The 15,099-nt window shown below is 53.3% G+C and carries 17 protein-coding genes; 12 read left to right on the forward strand and 5 right to left on the reverse strand.

All coding sequences use genetic code 11. The features are described 5' to 3' along the window. Positions 1-13 precede the first annotated feature (13 nt). Positions 14-508: a pyridoxamine 5'-phosphate oxidase family protein gene (locus tag NFS22_RS12580; RefSeq protein ID WP_251318107.1), complete on the forward strand. Its 495-nt coding sequence runs from the start codon at positions 14-16 to the stop codon at positions 506-508. 47 nt (positions 509-555) lie between these two features. Here the strand turns inward: NFS22_RS12580 and NFS22_RS12585 are convergent, their stop codons facing one another. Then, on the reverse strand, positions 556-1,983 hold the full coding sequence (locus NFS22_RS12585; RefSeq protein ID WP_251318108.1) for a sodium-dependent transporter: 1,428 nt from the start codon (positions 1,981-1,983) through the stop codon (positions 556-558). A gap of 232 nt (positions 1,984-2,215) precedes the next feature. Between NFS22_RS12585 and NFS22_RS12590 the strand changes: the two genes are divergently transcribed. From NFS22_RS12590 to NFS22_RS12640, 11 genes are all read left to right on the forward strand, one after another. Beyond that, positions 2,216-3,388, forward strand: a complete 1,173-nt coding sequence (locus tag NFS22_RS12590) for an NAD(P)-dependent malic enzyme (RefSeq protein WP_251318109.1) — start codon at positions 2,216-2,218, stop codon at positions 3,386-3,388. 2 nt (positions 3,389-3,390) lie between these two features. Next, on the forward strand, positions 3,391-3,801 hold the full coding sequence (locus tag NFS22_RS12595; protein ID WP_251318110.1) for a hypothetical protein: 411 nt from the start codon (positions 3,391-3,393) through the stop codon (positions 3,799-3,801). After that, on the forward strand, positions 3,798-4,310 hold the full coding sequence (locus NFS22_RS12600) for a dihydrofolate reductase family protein (protein ID WP_251318111.1): 513 nt from the start codon (positions 3,798-3,800) through the stop codon (positions 4,308-4,310). The genes NFS22_RS12595 and NFS22_RS12600 overlap by 4 nt, the downstream gene beginning before the upstream one ends. A gap of 4 nt (positions 4,311-4,314) precedes the next feature. Then, on the forward strand, positions 4,315-4,782 hold the full coding sequence (locus tag NFS22_RS12605) for a hypothetical protein (protein ID WP_251318112.1): 468 nt from the start codon (positions 4,315-4,317) through the stop codon (positions 4,780-4,782). Between the two features lie 333 nt (positions 4,783-5,115). Then, complete coding sequence (locus NFS22_RS12610) at positions 5,116-5,976, forward strand: DMT family transporter (protein WP_251318113.1); 861 nt, start codon at positions 5,116-5,118, stop codon at positions 5,974-5,976. After that, complete coding sequence (locus NFS22_RS12615; protein ID WP_251318114.1) at positions 5,973-6,416, forward strand: DUF4240 domain-containing protein; 444 nt, start codon at positions 5,973-5,975, stop codon at positions 6,414-6,416. Before NFS22_RS12610 ends, NFS22_RS12615 begins: the two co-directional genes overlap by 4 nt. A gap of 27 nt (positions 6,417-6,443) precedes the next feature. Then, a complete protein-coding gene (tyrS, locus tag NFS22_RS12620) occupies positions 6,444-7,667 on the forward strand; it encodes a tyrosine--tRNA ligase (protein ID WP_251318115.1) in 1,224 nt (407 codons plus the stop codon). A gap of 18 nt (positions 7,668-7,685) precedes the next feature. Continuing rightward, positions 7,686-8,141, forward strand: a complete 456-nt coding sequence (locus tag NFS22_RS12625; protein ID WP_251318116.1) for a hypothetical protein — start codon at positions 7,686-7,688, stop codon at positions 8,139-8,141. 58 nt (positions 8,142-8,199) lie between these two features. Next, on the forward strand, positions 8,200-8,691 hold the full coding sequence (locus tag NFS22_RS12630) for a P-loop NTPase family protein (protein WP_251318117.1): 492 nt from the start codon (positions 8,200-8,202) through the stop codon (positions 8,689-8,691). 163 nt (positions 8,692-8,854) lie between these two features. Further along, the gene (locus NFS22_RS12635; RefSeq protein WP_251318118.1) at positions 8,855-9,850 is read left to right on the forward strand and encodes a tyrosine recombinase XerC; all 996 of its coding nucleotides are present in this window, start codon (positions 8,855-8,857) and stop codon (positions 9,848-9,850) included. A gap of 25 nt (positions 9,851-9,875) precedes the next feature. Further along, on the forward strand, positions 9,876-10,226 hold the full coding sequence (locus NFS22_RS12640; protein WP_251318119.1) for an SdpI family protein: 351 nt from the start codon (positions 9,876-9,878) through the stop codon (positions 10,224-10,226). A 54-nt stretch (positions 10,227-10,280) separates the two neighbouring features. Here the strand turns inward: NFS22_RS12640 and NFS22_RS12645 are convergent, their stop codons facing one another. The 4 genes from NFS22_RS12645 to NFS22_RS12660 form a co-directional block, all read right to left on the reverse strand. Next, positions 10,281-11,411, reverse strand: a complete 1,131-nt coding sequence (locus tag NFS22_RS12645) for a DUF362 domain-containing protein (RefSeq protein ID WP_251318120.1) — start codon at positions 11,409-11,411, stop codon at positions 10,281-10,283. Positions 11,412-11,482: 71 nt separating this feature from the next. Beyond that, complete coding sequence (locus tag NFS22_RS12650) at positions 11,483-12,424, reverse strand: DMT family transporter (protein WP_251318121.1); 942 nt, start codon at positions 12,422-12,424, stop codon at positions 11,483-11,485. Positions 12,425-12,447: 23 nt separating this feature from the next. Beyond that, complete coding sequence (ligA, locus tag NFS22_RS12655; protein ID WP_251318122.1) at positions 12,448-14,421, reverse strand: NAD-dependent DNA ligase LigA; 1,974 nt, start codon at positions 14,419-14,421, stop codon at positions 12,448-12,450. Then, entirely contained in the window at positions 14,414-15,097 is a 684-nt protein-coding gene (locus NFS22_RS12660) for a VanZ family protein (RefSeq protein ID WP_251318123.1), read from the reverse strand. Before NFS22_RS12660 ends, ligA begins: the two co-directional genes overlap by 8 nt. Positions 15,098-15,099: the final 2 nt, after the last annotated feature.

Below are 15,099 nucleotides of genomic sequence, written 5' to 3' on the forward strand. Positions count from 1 at the left end.
GAGGGTCATTTTTATGTTTTATAAAATGCGCAGAAAAAGGCAGCTGCTGTCTCAGGAGGAGACCACAGCCGTTCTGAATCGGGGGACTTCCGGTGTATTGGCACTGTCAGGCGACGATGGCTACCCCTATGCGGTTCCCCTCAGCTATGTATATGACGGGGAAAAGATCTATTTCCACTGTGCCAAAAATGGTCATAAACTGGATGCTGTCCGGAGAAATGAAAAAGCCTCCTTCTGCGTTGTCGACAAAGATGAGATTGTTCCTGAGGAATACACTACCTATTTCCGCAGCGCTATTGCATTTGGACGGATTCGTATTTTGGAGGAGACAGGGGAGAAGTGGGCGGCTATGGATAAGCTGGCCCTCAAGTATGCTCCAAACAGCACAGTGGATGACCGGCAACAGGCCATTTGTCGGGAATGGGCACCCCTTTGTGTGCTGGAGATGACGATAGACCACGTGACGGGCAAGGAAGCAATCGAACTGGCAAAAGCAAAGCAGGTGTAAAAAGCGGCCGGCGTCTCATCAGACGCCGGCCGGCTTTTCATGTTGTGTTAGACAGGGGCAGTAAAGGTCATGATCTGGCCGTAAAGAATAAAAGCCATGGCAATAGGGGTGATAACACGGACGCAAATGGTGAAAAAGAGATACAGCCCTCTGCTCATCTGGTGGCCTTCCAGGCTGGCCTCGTCCCGAATGACCTTGGGGCCGATCACCCAGCCAACAAGGACAGACATAATCAGCGCGCCCAGGGGCATAGCGATACCCTCGGAGATGAAGTCCATAAACTCCAGCCAGCAGCTGCCAAAATCCAGGCCAGTGGACTGGAAGGGGACCCACATGCCAGTGGAACCTAGCCCGTCGGCGGCTACCAGGGCGGCCTCGGCAAAAATCACCAGACAAATCACCGCCACTACCATATTGCGGCTGGAGGTCTTGTTGGAGGCGGTCCGACGATCAATGACAAAGGTGACCAAAACCTCAATCAGGGCAATGGCGGAGGTAATAGCTGCCAGCGTTACAAACAGGAAGAACAAAATGCCGAAGATGGGACCAAACGCACCCATAGAGTTGAACACATCCTGAAGGGTAATAAACAGCAGCTTGGGGCCGGAGAGGGCGGCACTCTCGCCTCCGCCCAGGGCGAAGGCGGCGGGCAGAACAGCCATACCGGCCATGATGGCCACCAAGGTATCAGAGATGATGATAATCAGGGAGTTCTTTACTAGGCTTTCTTTCTTGCTCAGGTAGGAGCCGTAGGTCACCGTAATGCCCATGGCCAGAGAGAGGGAGAAGAACATCTGACCTCCGGCGGCGGAGAGAACGCCGATAAAGTTGGTCTTGACGGGCTCAAAGTTGGGGGCGAACATAAACTTCAGACCCTCAACTGCCCCAGGCAGGGTGACAGATCGGATAATAACAATGACCAGCATGATAAACAGGGCGGGCATACCGACCTTATTAAACTTCTCAATGCCGTCCTTGATACCGCCCCGGATGATGAGGAAGCACAGGGCGATAAAGAGGAAGGTAGTGCCAATGGCCAGGGGCTGGTTGGTGAGCATGGAGCCGAAGGAGTCCGCGCCGGAAACGCTGGACATGCTGAAAATGCCCAACAGCTCCGCAAAGTTCAGGCCCAAATACTGGATGCAATAGGCGCCCAGCACAGTGTAGAAGCTGAGGATTAGGAAGGGGGAGAGCAGGGCCAAAAAGCCCACAAAGCTGCCCGCCTTGCCGGCAACTTTCTGGTAGCTGACCAGCACACTGCTGTTGGCCATACGGCCAATAGCCAGCTCGCACAGCATAATGGTAAAACCTACCAGAACTGCCAGGACCAGATAAATAATCAGGAAGGGGAAGCCTCCGTTGGCCCCCATGCGGAAGGGGAAAGACCAGATATTGCCCAAGCCTACGGCGCCGCCCACGGTAGCCAGCAGAAAGCCCAGGTTACTGCCCCATTGTCCTCGGTGATGTTGTTCCATAATTTCCTCCTAAATACAGATTTTTACACACATCTAAGGGTAGATAAGCGCCATTTTACCAGAAAGTGCCCTGTCCGTCAACATAAAAATGAAAAAACAGAGCTAAATATACATAAGATGGACGAAAAAAGGGGGGCGAGCCCAAACTTTTCATTGCCTTTTTTCCAGACTTTAGTATAATAGGTTCAGTAAAAACTATTCTTATTTTGTAATTATTAAGGGGAGAGCACATATGGATTACGCAAAGGAAAGCCTTCGTCTGCACAGAGAATGGAAGGGAAAAATAGAAGTGGTGGCCACAGTGCCCGCCAACGACAGGGAATCGCTATCCCTGGCCTATACGCCGGGAGTGGCTCAGCCCTGTCTGGCCATCCAGGAGGACATCACCAAAAGCTATGAGCTGACCCGGCGGCACAATTTGGTGGCCGTCATCACCGATGGCTCCGCCGTTTTAGGGCTGGGGGACATTGGCCCTGAGGCCGGTATGCCTGTGATGGAGGGCAAATGCGTCCTGTTTAAGGCCTTCGGCGGGGTGGACGCCTTCCCTTTGTGCGTAAAAACCAAGGATGTGGATGAGTTTGTCCAGACGGTGTATAACATCTCCGGCTCCTTCGGCGGCATCAACCTGGAGGATATCGCCGCCCCCCGGTGCTTTGAGATTGAGCGAAAGCTGAAGGAGAAGTGCGATATTCCTGTTTTCCACGACGACCAGCACGGCACCGCCATTATCGCCCTGGCCGGGCTGACAAACGCCCTGCGGGTAGTGGGAAAGAAGAAGGAGGAAGTCCGGGTGGTCTTCTCCGGAGCGGGCTCCGCCGCCATCTCCATCACCAAGCTGCTGCTGCTGGCAGGCTTTCAGGATATTACCCTGGTGGACAAGTTCGGCGCGGTGTATGAGGGCTGCCCACAGCTGAACTGGGCCCAACAGGAGATCGCCAAGGTGACCAACCGGGACAAACGTCAGGGCACACTGGCCGACATGATGGTGGGTGCCGACGTGTTTATCGGTGTCTCCGCCCCCAATCTGGTGACCTCAGAGATGGTGTCCACCATGAACAAGGACGCAATCGTCTTCGCCTGCGCAAACCCCACCCCTGAGATTTTCCCCGACGACGCCAAGGCGGGCGGGGCCCGGGTTGTGTCCACCGGCCGCAGTGACTACCCCAACCAGATCAACAACGTGCTGGCCTTCCCGGGACTGTTCCGTGGGGCTCTGGACGTCCGGGCCAGCGATATCAACGAGGAGATGAAGCTGGCCGCCGCCCACGCCCTGGCCGACCTGATCCCTCCGGAGGAACTGCGGGACGACTACATCATCCCCCAGGCCTTCGATCCCCGTGTGGGTCCCGCCGTGGCCAAAGCCGTGGCCGAGGCCGCCCGCAGATCTGGCGTAGCGAGGATTTAAGTATGGCGGAAGTCCGGTGTATTACTTACAGTGCCGAGGAAAAAGCAATCGTCCGCAAGGGGACAGGGGCCATCCGGGAAGTACTTTTGGGTCCGGACAACAACCGGAAGCTGAGCCTTCTGTTTGCCTTGGACTGGTTCATGGACCCATATTTTCAACAGGATATCTCTGATATAAAAGAAGATTTGAAAGAACTTCTGCAAACTGTTGTCGTTTCATCCGGAGACTATGACGTGTCAGATGATGCGCTGAACCTTTTAATCTCCTACACCTGGCCTCCTTTTCCCATTCTGGAGCAAAATCTGGACCGGGTACCGGAAAAGTTAAAAGCGGATGCGCTGTACGCAATCAATATGGAGGAAGAAATCAGAAAAGAGATGCGGGAATCTTCAACATCGAAGGAGAAATCATGAGCGTATATTTCTACGGCTGTATCACTCTGGACGGCTACCTGGCCGACAAAAATCACGGCTTGGACTGGCTCCACGAGACCGGCAGTGCGGAGGACACCGGCTACGATGCTTTCTATCAAAAGATGAACGTCACCATTATGGGCAGACGGACCTATGATGAGATCGCCAAGCTGGAGGACACTGCCAGCGTCTATCCCACCACAGAAAACTATGTGTTCACTCACTCTGCCAGCCTGTCTCAGAAGGGATTTGTCCCAGTAAGCGAAGATGCGGTGGAGTTTGTGAGGGGAATTCACTCAGAAAAAAATATCTGGGTCGTGGGCGGGAATACCGTGCTGGCCCCGCTGCTGGACGCAGACCTGGTGGACCACCTGATCGTTCAAATTGCCCCTGTGCTGCTGGGGGAGGGGATACCCCTGTTCGCACAGAAAGAGGCCCTGCGCCGCTTCCATTTGGACGAGATAAAACGGTACGGCCAGTTTGCGGAGCTGATCTATTCGAGAAGGTGAAAACATGTTGACAAAACCTCAAGCTGGCTGGTCAGATTTTCACTTGGAGGGTACATCTGTATACGGTCTGAGCTATCTTGATGACATTGGGATTGAATGGGTTGAACAGGCGATCCACGGATTGGAGACGCTGTGCCCTTTCTGCGTTCATGGAAACTTGGAGCCGGGCAGGATGCTATGCGTTGTAAGCTATTGGAATTGCTATATTTTTTATGAACATGAGGGGAGCGGCCCAATCAAAGAAAATAAAGATAAGGTGTTTGAATACCTTTCACATACCAGCATGATTGATTTTTGCCAGTGTCTATATGACGACATAAGCGGAAGTTTGAACGAATGGGCCTCTTTTGTGGATTATGACCATAAGGATTTTGACGAGAAGAGACAGAGACTTGCCCAACGTTTGGAGAGACTGCGAGAGCTGATTGAAGAGAAACGGGTGAATTTTGGTCCAAACCGGTTCTTTACTTAAATCGTCTTTTTTCGGTTGACAACCGGGCAAAACTGTGGTAGAGTGTGTGATACTGCGAAGAAAAGGACAAGTAACACAGTGACCTTCCGCACAGAGAGCCTCCGGGTTGGTGGAACGGGGGAGGGGAGCGCCGTGTGAATACCCCTTGGAGCAGCCGCCCGAACCGCGAAAGCACAGTAGGGGACAGGCCGGGCTGCGCCCGTTACCGCGCCGGAGCCATGAGCTCCCTAAGGTCCGCCCCGCGAGGGACGGGCGAACCAGAGGTGGTACCGCGTCATTACGCCCTCTGTCCGAATATTCGGGCGGAGGGCTTTTTGTAAGGAAGTGATTGTGTTGTCAGCGCGTCAAAGGGGAACGCTGTGTGTGTTCCTGGCCGCTGTATTGTACAGCATTGGGGGACTTTGCATCAAGCTGATCCCCTGGAGCGGGATGTCCATTAACGGCGCCCGCACTGCCATTGCCTTGGTGGTAATCGGCCTGTATTTGAAGGCCACCAACCACAAGCCAAAAATGAATCTGTGGGTACTGGTGGGGGCGCTGGCCGTCTGCGGCACCAATATCCTGTTTTCCATTGCCAACAAACTGACCACCGCCGGCAATGCCATTGTCCTCCAGTTCACCGCGCCTATTTTTGTAATCCTGTTCTCCGTTCTCTTTTTTGGCAAACGGCCCCAAAAATTGGATCTGGCGGCCTGCGGACTGGTGCTGGGCGGCGTGCTGCTGTTCTTCATTGACAGCCTGTCGGCAGGGGGGATGTTGGGTAATATTCTGGCTCTGCTGTCCGGGATATCCTACGCCGGTGTATTTTTAATGAACGATATGCCTGACAGCGACCCTATCTCTTCCGTTTTTTGGGGAGATGTTATCAGCGCGGTGGTAGGCCTGCCTTTTCTGGGGTATGAGACTGAGTTTTCCGGAAACACGCTGATTGCGCTGGTGGTACTGGGTGTGTTCCAGGTGGCGGTGGCTTATATCCTGATGGTAGAGGGACTGAAAACTACCCCGCCTGTCACGGCCAGCCTGGTATCAGGCATTGAGCCGGTGCTCAACCCCATACTGGTGGCAGTGTTTTATCACGAGATGATTGGCCCTATTGCCCTGGTAGGCGCAATGATAGTGGTGGGCAGTGTGGTGCTTTACAATGTGATTTTGGCCCGGCAGACAAGTCCGACTGAGACGGGAGGGCCTCTATGAACAAACCGCAAGGCTTTTGGGCTGTGATGGAGCTGTGCGACTGGTCCCACGAAGGGGATGATAACAAGGTTCTGGCACCACTTATCCAATATCTGTCCCAGCAGGAGGACGAAATAATTTTTCAGTTTGACGACCAGATGTCGGAGCTTCTGTATCAGCTGGACACCCGGAAACTGGCTGCCCAATGCGAACAGATGGAGCCCAACATGAGCGGCGATTCCTTCCTATATTCCCGCTGCGTGGCCCTGCTCAACGGGTCGGAGTACTATGAACAGGCCCGTTTGGGGAGGCGGAAGGAGATATGGACCATGGAGTTTGAAGCGCTGTTGTACGTTCCGTCACGCGCCTGGGCCAAAAGGCACAAGAAGCCGGAGGAAGAATATCCGCATATACCGCCCCTCAGCTATGAGACGGGCATCAATCAGGAACAATGGAAGTAAGACGCAAATAATAAAGGAGAGATCACTATGACCTGTTATGAGGAATTGAAGGCCCGTGGGCTCATTGCCCAGGTGACCAATGAAGAGGAAATTTCCAAGATGGTGAATGAAGGAAAGGCGGTATTTTATATCGGTTTTGACCCCACCGCTGACTCCCTCCATGTGGGCCACTTTATGGCGCTGTGTCTGATGAAGCGGCTGCAAATGGCGGGCAACCGGCCTATCGCTTTGATCGGCGGCGGCACCGGCATGATCGGAGACCCCTCCGGCCGCACCGACATGCGCTCTATGATGACTCCGGAGACCATTCAGCACAACTGTGACTGTTTTAAAAAGCAGATGGAGCGCTTCATTGAGTTCGGCGAGGGCAAAGCCATGATGATTAACAACGCCGACTGGCTGCTCAAGCTGAACTATGTGGAGGTCCTGCGTGAGGTTGGTGCCTGTTTTTCTGTAAACAACATGCTCCGGGCGGAGTGCTACAAACAACGGATGGAAAAGGGACTGTCCTTCCTGGAGTTCAACTACATGATTATGCAGTCCTACGACTTCTACTACCTGTTCCAGCATTACGGCTGCAACATGCAGTTCGGCGGCGACGACCAGTGGTCCAATATGCTGGGCGGCACTGAGCTGATTCGCCGCAAGCTGGGCAAAGATGCCCATGCCATGACCATCACTCTGCTGCTCAACTCCGAGGGTAAGAAGATGGGCAAAACCGCCAAGGGCGCGGTATGGCTGGACCCCAACAAGACCAGCCCCTATGAGTTCTACCAGTACTGGCGCAACGTGGGGGACGGTGATGTACTCAAGTGCCTGCGTATGCTCACCTTCCTGCCTCTGGAGCAAATTGACGAGATGGACCAGTGGGAGGGCAGCCAGCTGAACACCGCCAAGGAGATTCTGGCCTTTGAACTGACCAAGCTGGTCCATGGCGAAGAGGAGGCTGTCAAAGCCCAGGAGGCCGCAAAAGCCCTGTTTGTAGGGGGAGGGGACATGTCCAACGTGCCCGCTACCCAGATTTCCGCCGGTGATCTCACCGACGGCGCCATAGGCGTGCTGGACCTGATGGTCAAATGCAAGCTGGCCCCCTCCAAAAAGGAGGCTCGCCGTCTGGTTGAACAGGGCGGGGTAGAGGTCAATGGTGAGAAGGTGGCCGCAGCTACCGTCAGCTACACCGCCGCCGACCTGTCTGGCGACGGACTGATGGTCAAGAAGGGCAAAAAGGTGTACCACCGGGCGCATATGTGATTTGAGGGGAAGCCTTTAATGGGACTGTCTTTAATATTCTGTGCCGGGGCGGATGCAGAGGCCCCAAAGAAAATCCTTAAGGCACTGGAAACGGTGGATTATGAGGCGCTGGAGCCGTTGATTGCCCGGAAGGCGGATTTTTCCCTGCATCTGATACCCCGGGACCTGGAGCTTCTTTCCCAATGTGCCGCTCCCTTTTCTGCCCGGAAGGAAGCCCCCTTTCGGGCAGGGTTGACCTGTTATCTGGATGAGGCAGACCGGGGACTGTTCATTGTCTCCGAGGAGTGGGAGCAGTATATGGCCGCCATTGACCCCGCAAAGGCCAAAGCACTGACCGAGACGTGGTTCCAGGCTATGGGGCCAGAGGCTGTGTCTCCTTCGCCAGACGCGGTGGCTGCTGTGGAAGACTTAATCGCTCTGTGCCAATATGCGGGACAGACTGGAAATCCGGTGCTGCACATGTGGATGCTATAAAAATCCAAGAAGGAGCCCAACGGGGGCTCCTTCTTCATAGGTTTATGGAGGTAAGCTTATGAAAAGAATTATTGTGATTGGAAGTCCCGGGGCTGGAAAGAGCACGTTAGCTCGAAGGCTGAGAGATATAACAGGCATTCCGCTGTATTATCTGGATATGCTTTGGCACAAGGCAGACGGAACACATGTTTCCAAGGAAGAATTTGACATACGGTTAAATGAAGTTGTCCAAAAGAACAGATGGATTATAGACGGAAACTATCAGCGTACTCTTAAATTTCGGCTGCAAGCCTGTGATACGGTTTTTCTGCTGGATTTTCCGCTGAACATCTGTCTGGCGGGCGCAGAGGCCCGTATTGGCCAAGCACGTGAGGATTTGCCATGGCTTGAAACGGAATTTGATCCGGAGTTCAGGCAATGGATTGTAGATTTTCCGAAAAATGAACTCCCTCAGATATATGAATTGTTAGAGTATCATGGAGGCGGCAAAAACATAGTAGTCCTCAAATCAAGGAAAGAGGCAGACGACTATTTAAAAGCCCTTTGTTGACCGGATTTTTAAATCGTGCTATACTGTTCTAAAATTACTACCGATATATTGGAAAGGAGGGACGGCAGTTCCTCAAATCAGTCTTTACTATTAGGTAAGCAAAATAAAAATTTTGTTTACCTGAGTGGAGGCAAAACGCTGCTTTGAGGGCTCCTGGCCGTTTATGGACTACCGTACCGAAGCGCCGCCTATCCTGCGGGATTTCCTGGTCTACCATGAGACCATTCAAGGACATTCCCGGCGGACGGTTGACGAGTATTACTTAGACCTGCGGAATTTTTTTCGCTTTCTCAAGCATGAAAAAAATCGTGTGCCCAAAGATATACCTCTGGATGATATCTCTATCGACGACGCGGACTTGTCTCTGGTCCGGGATGTCACACTGACCGATATCTATTCTTATATGAATTACCTCTCCCGTGACCGTGGCCTGAACAACACGTCCCGGGCCCGCAAGGTGGCCACCATTCGGTCGTTTTATAAGTACCTTACCAACAAGGCTAAATTGTTGGAGCTTAATCCAGTCCAGGATCTGGATTCGCCCAGGTTGAAAAAATCCCTGCCCAAGTACCTGAATCTGGATGAGAGCCTGGATCTTTTAGACAGTGTGGACGGTAAAAATTCTGTTCGGGATTACTGTATTTTGACGCTGTTTCTCAACTGCGGACTGCGTATTTCTGAGCTGGTAGGACTGAACAAAACGGATGTTCGAGGCGATCAGCTGCGTGTGTTGGGCAAAGGCAACAAGGAGCGTATGCTGTACCTGAACGACGCCTGTCAAAAGGCATTGGCGGACTGGATAACGGAGCGGGATACCTTGACGCTGGTGGATCAAAACGCGCTGTTTGTTACCCTTCAGAACCGCCGGCGTATTTCTACAGCTGCGGTTCACAAGCTGGTAAAAAAACACCTGGCCGCTGCCGGACTGGACAGTTCCCAGTACTCCTCCCACAAGCTACGCCACACCGCTGCTACGCTGATGCTGCAAAACGGTGTGGATGTACGTACTCTCCAGGAGGTTCTTGGCCACGATCATCTGAACACTACGCAGATCTACACCCATGTGGACAACGACGACCTGCGGGCCGCCGCCAAAGCCAACCCGTTGGGTGGCGCAAAACAGCGGAAAAAGCAAAAAAAAGATAAGAAAGAGGAATAACTATTCCAAAAAAGAGGTATTTGCCATGTATAAGTTATATTTTATTGTGGTCATGATTGCCCCGGCAGCTATGCTGTTAGTTGCCCTGCTGTGGAAAATTTCCCCTCCCCCCTATCAGTCCAACGGGTTGGCCTACAGCACTGAGCTGACACGGAAAGACCCGGACGCCTGGACCATGGCTCACCGGCACTGCGCCAGGCTGTGGACACGTATCGGAATCATCAGCGGTGCGGCCAGTGCGGCCCTGATGGTTTTGTTCAGAGAGAGCTATGCCTCCTTTTGGGTGTGGATTATTGTAGGCCAAATGGCACTGTTCTGTGTGTCGGTGTTTATGATTGACCTGCTGCTGAAAAACACCTTTGGTGACGATAAATAAGCAATACCCGCCTGTCTGATTTGACAGGCGGGTCAATTTTGCCCTGAATTATATTTACAGACGGATCAGCTCATACTTTCTGGAGCCCAAACCAATCTTCTCGGCGTGGGCCAGGCAGCTGCGCCACTCCGACTCTGGGGTGGAGTTGGTGAAGTGGTCATGATGGTCGTGGAAGCTAGGGTCAGCCAGATGCTGGGCCAGTTGACTGCCCGGCATGGGCTCGGCGGCCAGGCAGGCGTCCACACAGGCCTGATCCAGAGCCAGCGGGTCAGTGGATACAAACATTCCCAGATTGGGCAGGATGGGAACGTCGTTTTCCGCGTGACAGTCACAGTTGGGGGACACATCCACAATCAGGGAGATGTGGAACTGTGGCCGGCCGGCCACAACTGCCTTGGTGTACTCCGCCATGCGGCAGTTCAGCGCCGCCTGGGCGTTGTCGTTTTCAAAATAGATCGCGTCGAAGTTGCAGGCCCCCAAACAACGGCCACAGCCTACACAGTGAACGTCATCCACAGTCATTTTTCTGGCCTGCTCATCAAAAACCAGACCGCTGTTGGCACACTCCTTTTGGCAGCGGCCGCATCCCCGGCAGGCGCTGGCGTTGATCTTGGGTTTTCCGCTGGCATGCTGCTCCTTCTTCCCTGCCCGAGACCCGCAGCCCATGCCAATATTCTTGATGGTGCCGCCAAAGCCGGTCATTTCATGGCCCTTAAAATGGGTCAGGCTGATGAATACGTCGGCATCCATAATGGCCCGGCCAATTTTGGCCTCGGTTACATACTCGCCGCCCTCCACAGGAACGGCCACATCGTCTGTCCCCTTCAGCCCGTCGCCAATCAGGATCGGACAGCCTACCGTCAGCGGAGTAAAACCGTTCTGCCAGGCGCATTCCAGATGCTCCAGGGCGTTTTTGCGGCTGCCAGGGTACATGGTGTTGCAGTCGGTGAGGAAGGGTTTTCCCCCCAGCTCCTTGACCACATCCACCACGGCGCGGGCATAGTTAGGCCGCAAAAAGCTTAAATTGCCCAACTCTCCAAAGTGCATTTTGATGGCCACAAATTTGCCGTCCAAATCCAGATCTTGAATTCCCCCACGCTTCATCAGCTTTTTCAGCTTGGTAGGCAGGCCGTCACCATAGGCTTGGGTGTGAAAATCGGTGAAGTAAACCTTGGATACTTCCATGATTATCTCTCCTTTTAAGTAAATGATATCCAAACTATACCACATAAAGGGTACTTTAAGTCAATAGTAAATTACGTTTTTCCCCTTTTAGACTCAATAATTCCCGGAATGATGGAACACAGAGAACCGGCCACAATGAACACAATACCAATAAACATACTTTGGGAGATCTCCTCCCCGTGGACCATCCAGGCCAGAACCGGAGACAGGGCAGGCTTGAAGAAGTAGACCAGAGATACCACACTGGCCGGCTGATATTCCATAGCCAGAAAATAGGCACAAAAGCCGATTCCTGCCACCCCCACCGACACAAAGAGCACATAGGGCAGATTATGCAGCGTGTAGCCTGCGAAGACAGGAACATTGGCAAAGCCGTCCAGGCCCATGCCTTGGAACAACTGGGCCACCGCCGGAACATGGCTGAAAAGGATAAACACCAATACGATCAAACTGCCGAACAGAAAACTGAAGCAGGTGACCACAGCCCCGCCGAACTGAGCCACCTTCCGCTTGCCCATTACGCCGTACAGGGAGAACAACAGAGTAGCCAGCAGGGCCAAAAGAACACCTGTCATATTCAGCTTGGTATCCCAAGGGCTGATGATAACCACTGTGCCCAAAATTTCAAGGGCAAGTGCCGCAATGTGGCGGGGTTTAATGGGCTCTTTCAACAGAAAATAGGCTAAAAAAGTAACAAATACCGGGTTGCAGCTGAACATCACCGCCGCCACGGAGGAATTTGTGTAGCTCACCGCCATGTGAAGGATTGGCATGCACAGGGCAATGCCGATAAAGCCCAACAGAGCGAAGTAGGCTACACTTCTGCGGTCCAGCCGGTTCCCTCTCTTTTTCAGCGTGCGCAGAGCGACAGGCAGCAGGAAGAGAAAGCCAATAGAAAACCGGCACAAGGTCAGCTGCACAGAGTTGATCTGTCCCGCCACAAATTTCAGCACTACTTCAAAGGAAGTAAACATCACCACCGCTACGGCAATGTAAAAATAGCCTTTTTTCACAGGGCCTCTCCCCTTCTTTCTCTCTATTTCAGCAGTTCCAAAAATTCATCCTCAGTGAGAACCGGAACGCCCAGTTCCTGAGCCTTGCGAAGCTTGGAACCGGCTGCCTCCCCCGCCACCACATAGGTGGTCTTTTTGGACACGGAGCCTGCGGACTTCCCCCCCCGGGCCTCAATGATCTCGCTGGCCTCATCCCGGGTAAACTTTTCCAGGGCTCCGGTAAGAACAAAGGTCATGCCGGCAAAACGTCGGTCACTCCCCTGTTCCGCAGCCGTCATGTTTACGCCGGCTTCCTCCAGGCGCTGAATGAGATGTTGGCTTTGAGGGCTGGCCATCCAGTCCAAGATACTTTGGGCAGTGATCTCGCCAATGTCGTCAACAGCGGTAAGCTCTTCCAGGGTGGCCCTTTGCAGGGCGGACAGGGTTTGAAACCGGGCAGCCAGAATCTTTCCCGCCTTCTGCCCCACTTGACGGATCCCAAAGGCATAAATCAGACGGGATAAGTCCTGTTTTTTGGATTTCTCCAAGGCAGCCAGCAGCTTTTTTGCGGATCTTTTACCCATCCGTTCCAGCTGAGCCACATCTTCTTCTTTTAAGAAGTACAAATCTCCCGGTGTTTTCACCAGGTTGGCGCCTAACAAATTTTCCACCACAGCGATACCCAGACCATCAATGTCCATGGCGTCCCGGCTGGCAAAGTGGGCCAGATTGCGCAGCAGCTGGGCAGGACACTCCGCGCCGGTACAGCGGATGTGTGCACCCTCTTCATCCCGTTCCACCGGGGCGCCGCACACAGGACAGATCTTCGGGAACTCATAGGGCTGAGTCCCCTGGGGCCGTTTTTCCAACACAACGGACAGTACCTCGGGAATGATCTCTCCCGCCTTGCGCACCAGAACAGTATCACCAATACGGATATCCTTTTCGGTAATAAAATCCTGATTGTGGAGAGTGGCATTGGTGACGGTGGTACCGGCCAGACGGACGGGAGTGAGCACCGCCTTAGGGGTAAGCACCCCGGTGCGGCCCACCTGGACTACGATATCCACTACCTGAGAAGGTTTTACCTCCGGAGGGTACTTGTAGGCGGCGGCCCAGCGAGGAAATTTCGCCGTAGAGCCTAGAGTCTCACGCTGCGACAGGTTATTTACCTTTACAACAGCACCGTCAATATCAAAGGGAAAGCTCTCCCGATTCTCTCCAATCTCAGCAATATGCTCAGTAGCTTGGGCTACCTGGGAACAGCTGTAATGTGGTATCACTTTAAATCCTTTGTCCCGCAAGTAATCCAGCGTCTCCAGATGTGTGGAAAAGGTCTCCCCCTCCACAAATTGAACATTGAAGACTGCAATGTCCAGCTTTCGGGATGCGGCTACCTTGGGGTCCAGTTGACGCAGAGAGCCGGCGGCGGCGTTGCGGGGATTGGCAAACAGTGCCTCTCCCCTGCGCTCACGCTCCTCATTCAGGGAATGAAACACCTTTTTGGGCATATACACCTCCCCCCGGACAATAAGCCGGGGCGGAGCGTCCGCAATTTTCAAAGGGATAGACCGGACAGTCCGCAGATTTTCTGTGACATCCTCCCCTACCTGTCCGTCTCCCCGGGTGGCACCCCGGATGAACAAGCCGTTTTCGTACTCCAGCGCAACAGACAGCCCGTCCACTTTGGGCTCTACCACATAGTCCGCCTCGGGGACCACACCCTTTACCCGCTGGTCAAAGGCCTCCAGCTCCTCAAAGTCGAACACGTCCTGGAGGGATTCCAGCGGGACCCGGTGGGTTACTTGGGTGAATGCCTCCAAGGCCTGGCCCCCTACCCGCTGGGTGGGCGAATCCGGTGTGACTGTCTCCGGGTGGATCGCCTCCAGTTCCTCCAGGCGGCGCAGCTTGTGGTCGTAGTCGTAGTCGGACATATTGGGGTTGTCCAACACATAGTACTCATAGCCCGCCTGGGTCAGCTCCTGCCGCAGCGCCTCAATTTCCTTCAAATCATCCATAATAATACCCTCCTCTGGGCTGACATTGAAACTTTTCAATCAAATTAGGAAGAATTGCCCGCAGCAGCCAGAAGATCCAAAATCCTGCCAGAGCCCCGGTGGTATTCAGGATCACATCATCAATATCTGTACTGCGGCCAATAAAAAACTGAATACATTCAATACTGACGGAGGAGCAGAAACCCAACAGAAGGGACTTCCACCACCTCCATTTTCTCCACAGCAGGGCAGGAAAAAAGCCGACAGGCATAAACATGATGATATTGCCCAGCAGCATAAACAGCAACCAGTAGCTTTTTCGGTTCAACGCCCGGGATATCTCCTCAAACGGTGTGAGCATGTTGGACAGGTAAGGTATCTGAGATACGGTCTCCTCCCAAGTGGGATAGAAATCAGTTGGAGTCCAATTTCCCCAGGCCCAGCGGAAATATTCCTCACTACAAAACAGCCGGTCGAACACATAGCCCCAAAAATTAGCGGGGAACAAAGTCAGCGCCGCCAAACCTGCGGTAAAAATCACAAAAAGTGCCAAAGCTATTTCCCGTCTGAAGGAGCTGACCAGATTCAACCTCTCCAGCCGCCTTTTCCGCAGGGGACGCAGAAGCAGCAGGACAATCAGGGCAATCAGTCCTAGAGGGATCATCTGCCTTCCATATCTTAAAATGTCCTCGATCATGT

The organism is Flintibacter muris, assembly GCF_943192995.1.
Classification (GTDB): Bacteria; Bacillota; Clostridia; order Oscillospirales; family Oscillospiraceae; genus Lawsonibacter; species Lawsonibacter muris.